The organism is Winogradskyella sp., assembly GCF_025210595.1.
GTDB lineage: Bacteria > Bacteroidota > Bacteroidia > Flavobacteriales > Flavobacteriaceae > Winogradskyella.
Genome location: NZ_JAOARH010000028.1, coordinates 1 through 7301 on the forward strand (window position 1 = coordinate 1; position 7301 = coordinate 7301).

Here is a 7301-nt window from a genome sequence, read left to right on the forward strand (position 1 = left end):
CCATCTTTGATCATTTGAACTGCCCAATCGTATAATTGTTGGAAATAATCTGAAGAATATAATTCATTTTCCCATTGGTAACCCAACCAAGCAATATCACGTTTAATCGCATCTACATATTCTTGTTCTTCTTTTGCAGGATTGGTATCATCAAAACGTAAATTTACTGGCGCATTATAGTGCTCTCCTAAACCAAAACTTATACCAATAGCTTTGGTATGTCCAATGTGTAAATACCCATTAGGTTCTGGTGGAAAACGAAAACGTAATTTATCTTTTGATAAACCGTTTTTTAAATCTTCTTCTATGATTTGCTCAATAAAATTGAGTGATTTCTTTTCTTCAGACATTTTTTAAGTGTTAGGAATTAGGCTTAAATGTTAAGTACAATGTACTAAAGCACAGGCTTAATTCAGCTTGCAAAATTACATAAAATGTAACATTACTACACTATGAGACACCTATATTATGCTTATAACAAAAAAACCAAAAATAATGAATTACAAATGTCCAAAATGCGATAACACCACATACGAACTTGGTGAAATAAGAGCTACAGGAGGAACACTATCTAAAATCTTTGATGTACAAAATAAAAAATTCACCTCTGTTACTTGTAAACAGTGTACTTATACAGAATTCTTTAAAGCTAAAACAAGCGCTATTAGTAATGTTTTTGATTTCTTTACTAATTAACCTATTTAACAGCATTTAATGTTATTTTTACCTAAAAAAACAATGAAAAGAATAATTGCTTGTATTGCTTTTTTTAGTCTTACACAACATACCATTGCCCAAGAAACCAAACGTGTATTATTTTTAGGAAATAGCTATACTGCCTCTAATAACTTGCCTTACTTGGTCAGTCAAATGGCTACTAATACAGGTGACATTCTTATTTACGATTCTAATACACCTGGAGGTCATCGTTTAATGAATCATGCTAGTAATACCACAACTCTTAATAAAATTAATGCTGATAATTGGGATTTTGTAACGCTTCAAGCACAAAGCCAAGAAACCTCATGGAGTGAAGCACAAATGCAAACTGAATTATATCCTTTTGCAACTCAATTAGTCAATGCTATACGTAATAATAATGCTTGTTCGCAACCTTTGTTTTATATGACTTGGGGTCGTGAAAATGGTGATGCTCAAAATTGTGAATTTGTGCCTTGGGTGTGTACTTATGAAGGTATGGACGATGCTATAAGAAATACCTATACGTTTATGACAGAAGAAAACACTTCTGAAGTTGCGCCTGTTGGCGCTGTGTGGCGCTATCTAAGAACTCATCATCCTGAAGTTGATTTGTACTCTGGAGATGGTTCGCATCCTTCTTTAGCTGGTTCGTATGCTGCTGCATGTGCTTTTTATACGATGATTTATAAGAAAGATCCAACATTAATGACTTGGGATTCTACACTTGATGCTTCTATTGCAAATACCATTAGAATAGCTGCTAAAACTATTGTTTTTGATGTAATTAATGATTGGGATTTTACCGCAAATTTTGATTTTACAGTCATTGATAATCAAGTCACATTTACCAATACTTATCAGGCTAATACAGTCACTTGGAATTTTGATGATGGTAACACTTCATCTGAAAATAACCCAATTCATACATATAACGCTACTGGAAATTTTGAAGTTACTTTAAGTATTACAGCTTGTAGTCGAACTCATGAAGTTACAAAAACAGTGACGATTTCAAGTCTAAGTGTAAATGATGATATTTTATCTCCTTTTAAAATTTATCCAAATCCAACTAAAGATATTATTAACATTGAAGTAGGAAATACAGAAAATTACAGTGTAACCCTATATTCTATTTTAGGACAAAAAGTGAAGTCCTTTGATAAGATAATCAACAACAGAATTTCACTCTCAGAGATTGAACGAGGTACATATTTTCTAGAAATATCATCTAGAAACACATCACAAATTAAAAAAGTGATAAAGCTTTAATTAAAAAGGCTGCTTATTAAATAAGCAGCCTTTTTAATTTTTTAATGTCTATAACTACCATCTGGCAAAACCGTAGGCATTTTATATGTAGGATTGGTTAATAAAGCATAAATCGCTGTATCTGTACTTTGAACCAAAGCATTCGTATTTAGTTTCCATTCATGTCCAATTTCGTCCAATCTGTTTTCTTGAGCACCTAACATAGATGTAATTGCCCAATATAAATACTCTATAGTTTGGCAAGATGCATAATCGCAAGTAGTATCATCATAAGTATACCAAGCATTTTCTGGATATGTATTTGGAATAGTCATAAACTGTCCTCCTCTAGCAATATCCATAGCATTGGCTAAATCTGATCCTACATTTTGTCCAAAAGCATCTGGATAAGCATAAGAATGTCCAGCGTTATTTATAATGTGTAATACTTCTTCTAAAGTAGCATCAAATTCACCTGTTTTTCCGTTAGCCACAAAACTTGGATGTGTTTCGTCATTTCCTAAATCTTGACCTTCTCTTCCACTAGGAAATGTATTTTCTAAATCACTTTCCGTTTTCCACATTACCATAAATGCTTGGTTTTCGAGCATTTTATCCAATACTAATTGGTCATCAACATTACCATCTTCATCATTATCTAAATATTGTGCCATTACATTGGCTGCATGTAATAATTTGACATCTTCAACTGCTGGAACAGCATAAATATCGATACCAAACACCACTACTTTTCTATTGTACCTAGATAATATACCATCGTTATTAGCTACAATAGTAAAGTTTGGATCATTACCTGGTTCTATAACTCCAGTTGAGCTTGAAGGTGAATCATCACTTGAACAAGACACGCAATTAAAAACTGTTACAAATACACATAACAGAGGGAATACAAATAGTTTTTTCATAAGTAAATTTTTTATCGTTTTGTTGTAAAACAGCAAAAGAACTACGAATCGTATTTTTTTAGATGTGTATAAAGTTCGGATGCTTCTATTCGGACTGTTTTATGGTAGTGTTAAGATATTATACTGCACTATTTCTTGATCAGTCATCCAATGAATAGAGCTCGCTGATGCAGCATTGATAGTGAAATAATAGAAATCTTCCGCTTGTTGTTGTGTAAAACCAACAGATACATAATAATTAATATATGGTAAATGATTAGTATGACCAACAGGGAAATCGGTAGCTTCTGTTCCATTACCATCAGACCAAGAATGTACACCTATTTGTGTATTAATACCTTTGGTTCGTTGTACACCAGCTAGGAAAAAATCTACACCACCAGAGGCAATTAAACCATTATCCAATAAATGCGTATCAATACCTAATTGATGAACTCTAACTGATAATTGCAGATTAGTTTCATCATCTTCAGAACCATCACATTGTTTAATATTTACTTTATTAACATTAGGAAAAGCAGCATAAAGTGAATTGAAATGATTTAAGGATTGGCTTCCAATAACTCCGTTCATTTCAATAGTAGTATCATCATCAAGTACCTTAAAAATACCTTGTTCTCTAGAACTAGTTGTTGATTTATCATCATCATTATTACATGAATTGAGGAATAAAAGACTTCCTAAAAAAAGAAATACTACAGGCTTTAAAATTAATTTTATCATATCCATTTAATTATTTATTGTTAAAACTTTTTATTATTCATTTTTCTATATAAAAAAACGCATACTACAATTCTTCCTTAGAACTGAAGTATGCGTTCTTGCGCAATTATAAAACTCTAAACGTCCAATATCTTCTTCAGTGCTAACGTTTAGAATCTGTGTGTAAATATAAAACGTTATATGTTACGTTTTATGATTGGTAATTATTTTTATGAGTTTATTAATAAATGTTATACTTAAAATTATCTAATGCTGGTTGGTTTGAAGTAATGACTGTATTCTCAGCAAAACCCATAATACCAACATCCATTACATCAGAATCAGATAAGTTCCAATTGTCCATTCCGCTTGCATCTATAGTACGTCCTACTCCTACAATAGTATCATCTATTAATAGGCTTAACATTTTATTTGAAGCACAAAATTGAATTTTAAGGTTAGCAGTTTCCTTAGATTGTTCTAATTCTCTAAACTGAACATCAATAGGATCTTCACCTAAACGATTTGCAATGAGTTGCGCTTGCACAAATCTTCCTTGACCGTTTACAACTGCCATATTGCATTCATACACCTTTGAGGATTGACCAGAAACAACAGGTTTACCAACAAATATTCCAGCGCCTACTTGGGCTTCATTTCCTCCATTTGAATTCCAGTACAATGGTAATTTTACATCTACAGATATTTCCCAAGATTTATGATAAGGCATGTGTGTATTATAAAGTTTCCATGCTTCTAATGCGTTTGAAGTATCATTAGAATTTGCTGTTAATTGTCCTTCATCATTTACTAAAGTTATATCTGCATTTTCAGATTCCCATCTTGGACTTTGTATAAAATGCTGAGAAAAATTATCCTCAAATACATAACTTTCTGTTGAAGAAATATTCAACACATTAAAGTCACATGATTGTGCTTGAGGAGGTGTTGAGTTATCATCATCTTTACTACATGATATGCATCCAAATAATGTGCTAAATACCATGAGTGTCATCATTTTTTTCATAATTCTAAATTTATCGTTTAAGCTTATATTTAATTGTCTTAGTAGAACAACAAAATAACGGCCAACCCTAAGAATTATGCAATCATATTAGTCCGAATGGCGTCTAATCGGACTTTTTAAGAGAAGATTCGTATTGTTTAGGCGTCATACCTTCTAAGGTTTTAAAAGCAGAATAAAACGTTGATTTTGAAGAAAATCCAGCCTCTTGTGCTAAGCCCAAAATAGACATTTGTTTTGCTTTTGGAGATTCTAATAAATTTTTGAATTCATCAACCCTAAAACGGTTTATAAATCGATAAAAATTAGTTTCTGAGCATTGATTTATCAATCTTGACAATTCTTTTTCTTTTAAATCTAGGCTTACAGCAAGAGTTCTAAGATTTAAATTTGGATTTTGAAACAACCGCTCTGTTCTTATTTTGGACTCTATAATACCAAATTGTTCTTTTAATGATTCATCTATAACCACTGGAATTATAGTTTCAGGTTTTGCATCAATTAGCTCTGCCTTTATTATATTACTTTGAGTATTCTCAAGAAATAATTGTGCCTGAAAGAATCCATTGTAACCTATCCAATAGACTATAAAAAGCGTTGTAAGAATTTCGAATAAACTAAATATATCACTTAAAAAATCATTTAAATTATCTGAAATTTCTCCAAAAATTATAAAAAAATGAAGTACAAAAACAGTTATAATAATACTCTTAATCCAAGAAAGAGTTTTGTATTCCAATTCCGAATAGTAATGCTCTACTTTATTCTTGTGTTTCAATAAAATTCTAAAAGCAATAACCATTAAGGTTAAACTCACCACTGGAAATAATACAACGTCTATAATCTCAAAAAGACTATTTTCTTCAATATGAAAAAGATTAAATAGTACTCCAGGTATAAATAACAATAGAAGCCATTTATTAAAAGATTTGTTTATAGTAACAAGTATGTAAAGAAATAGTGCAGGGAAAAGAAATAAGACAGGATTAAAATCTAATATTTCTGGTAAATCTATAGAATTATCTTCACCAAACTGCATGTATATATTGGTTAAAATCAACCAAGCTAAACACCATAAAAATAAGACTAAAAAGAGATTAGCATTTCTGTTTTTAGACTTCACTGTTAAAAAAAGTAAGCCTATCATAATTGCCGAAAATCCTGATAATAACTCTAGAAATAATAAAAAGTAATCTTCAAGAAACATTAGAGGTGTTTTGATAAAAATACATTCTTTTTTTAGATAACTTTACAGCATTAAAACTATTGCATGGGAATAATAAAAGTTGAAAATATTCGTGTATTCGCAAATCATGGCTGCTTAAAAGAAGAAACAGCTATTGGTAGTGACTATCGTGTAGATATAGAAGTAAAAGCTAATCTTAAAACTTCAGCTAAAACAGATGCGTTGGAAGATACTGTAGATTATGTATTTTTAAACAAAGTTGTAAGGGAAGAAATGGCAAAACCATCTAAACTTCTTGAAACTGTTGCGCAACGTATTTTAGATCGTTTTTTTAATGAATCTTCATTAATTTCTAAAGCCACAGTTTGTGTGAGTAAAATTAATCCACCTATTGGTGGTGACGTAGAGATGGTTACCATTAAACTTAGTAAAAAACGAAAAAAGTAAACCTATATATGATAAAACGTTTATAATTTATATATTTGCCTTCTCGTTTTAAATAATGAGATTCCTGCTTTTTTAGGAATTTAGGGTGTCGTGGCCGAGTGGCTAGGCAGTGGTCTGCAACACCATCTACAGCGGTTCGAATCCGCTCGACACCTCAAAATTATAAAGCCTTTGAAAATAATTCAAAGGCTTTTTTTGTTTTAAATTTTAAGAAAATTTAGATTAAGTTAATGCGGTTCAAATCCGCTCGACACCTCAATAACCTTCAACTAATGTTGAGGTTTTTTTTATTTCTAAATTTTTGGAAAATTATTATCGATTGGTGTTTATTTATGTTCTATTAAAAAGTAATCTAAAATTAAAACTAAACATAGTAATAGTACTCCTAATACAAATATTAACGAGCCATACGGCCAATGTTGAATTTTTATTAAAATCCCTAATGATAAAGCTAATAAGGTTAGGTAACAAATAAGGTAATAAAACATTTTAATTATGCCTTTTCTCTTAAACTTCCTATTTTTAAAATAGAAAACACCTTCCTCTGTAAACCACCAAATAAACAATGCTACTAATAATGCTTCAAATAAGTAAGGAATATTAAATACATGGAATGCATCAATTAAATAGTTTATTAACCATAAAAAAACTAAAGAAAGTTTTACAAAATCGATTTTATTCTTTGGTTTTTTGTAAAGAAAACGAATTAAATATAATATACTAATAGAAACTCCGCCAATAAGCATTAATCTATTAGCGTATGGCCAATGCATTATTTTAAATAAAGCACCAATAATTAATATAATAAGAGCTATTCTTAAAGGAAATGTTAATATTTTCTTTTGAATATTCTTCAAATCTTAACTAATCCAAAGGATTTACTTTATCAATTTGTTCCTTACCTTTTTCATAAAGTTCTGGAAACAAACCTTGAGATAAGAGTAGAATTCCGAAACCTAAAATAAATAGAGCTACAATTTTTTTGGTCTTAAAAATGCGTCGTGGAGTCAGTTTATTTTTTAGACGTTTTGCTGCGGCTATTTTAAATAAATCGCACACAAAATAA

General features: G+C 30.5%; 9 protein-coding genes, 1 tRNA gene and 1 pseudogene. 4 read left to right on the plus strand and 7 right to left on the minus strand.

What is annotated here, in order from left to right:
• Positions 1-350: glutamate--tRNA ligase family protein (locus N4A42_RS02430; RefSeq protein WP_294069378.1), on the minus strand; the 350-nt coding region annotated here is incomplete at its 3' end.
• A 145-nt stretch (positions 351-495) separates the two neighbouring features.
• Between N4A42_RS02430 and N4A42_RS02435 the strand changes: the two genes are divergently transcribed.
• Positions 496-696 carry a zinc ribbon domain-containing protein gene (locus N4A42_RS02435; RefSeq protein ID WP_294069380.1) on the plus strand — a complete coding sequence of 67 codons (201 nt, stop codon included), beginning with the start codon at positions 496-498 and terminating at the stop codon, positions 694-696.
• A 42-nt stretch (positions 697-738) separates the two neighbouring features.
• The gene (locus N4A42_RS02440) at positions 739-1971 is read left to right on the plus strand and encodes a T9SS type A sorting domain-containing protein (protein ID WP_294069382.1); all 1233 of its coding nucleotides are present in this window, start codon (positions 739-741) and stop codon (positions 1969-1971) included.
• Positions 1972-2012: 41 nt separating this feature from the next.
• Here the strand turns inward: N4A42_RS02440 and N4A42_RS02445 are convergent, their stop codons facing one another.
• The 4 genes from N4A42_RS02445 to N4A42_RS02460 form a co-directional block, all read right to left on the minus strand.
• Positions 2013-2876, minus strand: a complete 864-nt coding sequence (locus N4A42_RS02445) for a hypothetical protein (RefSeq protein ID WP_294069384.1) — start codon at positions 2874-2876, stop codon at positions 2013-2015.
• A gap of 99 nt (positions 2877-2975) precedes the next feature.
• Positions 2976-3599, minus strand: coding sequence for a hypothetical protein (locus tag N4A42_RS02450; protein WP_294069386.1), 624 nt, complete (start codon positions 3597-3599; stop codon positions 2976-2978).
• A gap of 220 nt (positions 3600-3819) precedes the next feature.
• Positions 3820-4605 (minus strand): hypothetical protein, encoded by a 786-nt coding sequence (locus N4A42_RS02455; RefSeq protein ID WP_294069388.1) that lies wholly within the window; start codon positions 4603-4605, stop codon positions 3820-3822.
• A 103-nt stretch (positions 4606-4708) separates the two neighbouring features.
• Positions 4709-5809 (minus strand): helix-turn-helix domain-containing protein, encoded by a 1101-nt coding sequence (locus tag N4A42_RS02460; protein WP_294069390.1) that lies wholly within the window; start codon positions 5807-5809, stop codon positions 4709-4711.
• Positions 5810-5872: 63 nt separating this feature from the next.
• On the opposite strand from N4A42_RS02460, the gene folB reads away from it, so the two are divergent.
• Positions 5873-6235 (plus strand): dihydroneopterin aldolase, encoded by a 363-nt coding sequence (gene folB, locus N4A42_RS02465; protein WP_294069392.1) that lies wholly within the window; start codon positions 5873-5875, stop codon positions 6233-6235.
• 84 nt (positions 6236-6319) lie between these two features.
• Positions 6320-6390 (plus strand) — tRNA-Cys (locus N4A42_RS02470).
• A gap of 171 nt (positions 6391-6561) precedes the next feature.
• Here N4A42_RS02470 and N4A42_RS02475 read toward each other — a convergent pair.
• Together N4A42_RS02475 and N4A42_RS02480 are read right to left on the minus strand one after the other, a co-directional pair.
• A complete protein-coding gene (locus N4A42_RS02475; RefSeq protein WP_294069394.1) occupies positions 6562-7092 on the minus strand; it encodes a hypothetical protein in 531 nt (176 codons plus the stop codon).
• Positions 7093-7099: 7 nt separating this feature from the next.
• Positions 7100-7301, minus strand: a pseudogene (locus tag N4A42_RS02480) (LysE family translocator); the annotation flags it as partial.

Excerpts from the sequence above, each read along its gene's own strand:
- N4A42_RS02435 (WP_294069380.1), top strand. The coding sequence starts at position 496 with ATGAATTACAAATGTCCAAAATGCGATAACACCACATACGAACTTGGT.
- N4A42_RS02440 (WP_294069382.1), top strand. The coding sequence starts at position 739 with ATGAAAAGAATAATTGCTTGTATTGCTTTTTTTAGTCTTACACAACAT.
- N4A42_RS02445 (WP_294069384.1), bottom strand. The coding sequence starts at position 2,876 with ATGAAAAAACTATTTGTATTCCCTCTGTTATGTGTATTTGTAACAGTT.
- N4A42_RS02450 (WP_294069386.1), bottom strand. The coding sequence starts at position 3,599 with ATGATAAAATTAATTTTAAAGCCTGTAGTATTTCTTTTTTTAGGAAGT.
- N4A42_RS02455 (WP_294069388.1), bottom strand. The coding sequence starts at position 4,605 with ATGAAAAAAATGATGACACTCATGGTATTTAGCACATTATTTGGATGC.
- N4A42_RS02460 (WP_294069390.1), bottom strand. The coding sequence starts at position 5,809 with ATGTTTCTTGAAGATTACTTTTTATTATTTCTAGAGTTATTATCAGGA.
- folB (WP_294069392.1), top strand. The coding sequence starts at position 5,873 with ATGGGAATAATAAAAGTTGAAAATATTCGTGTATTCGCAAATCATGGC.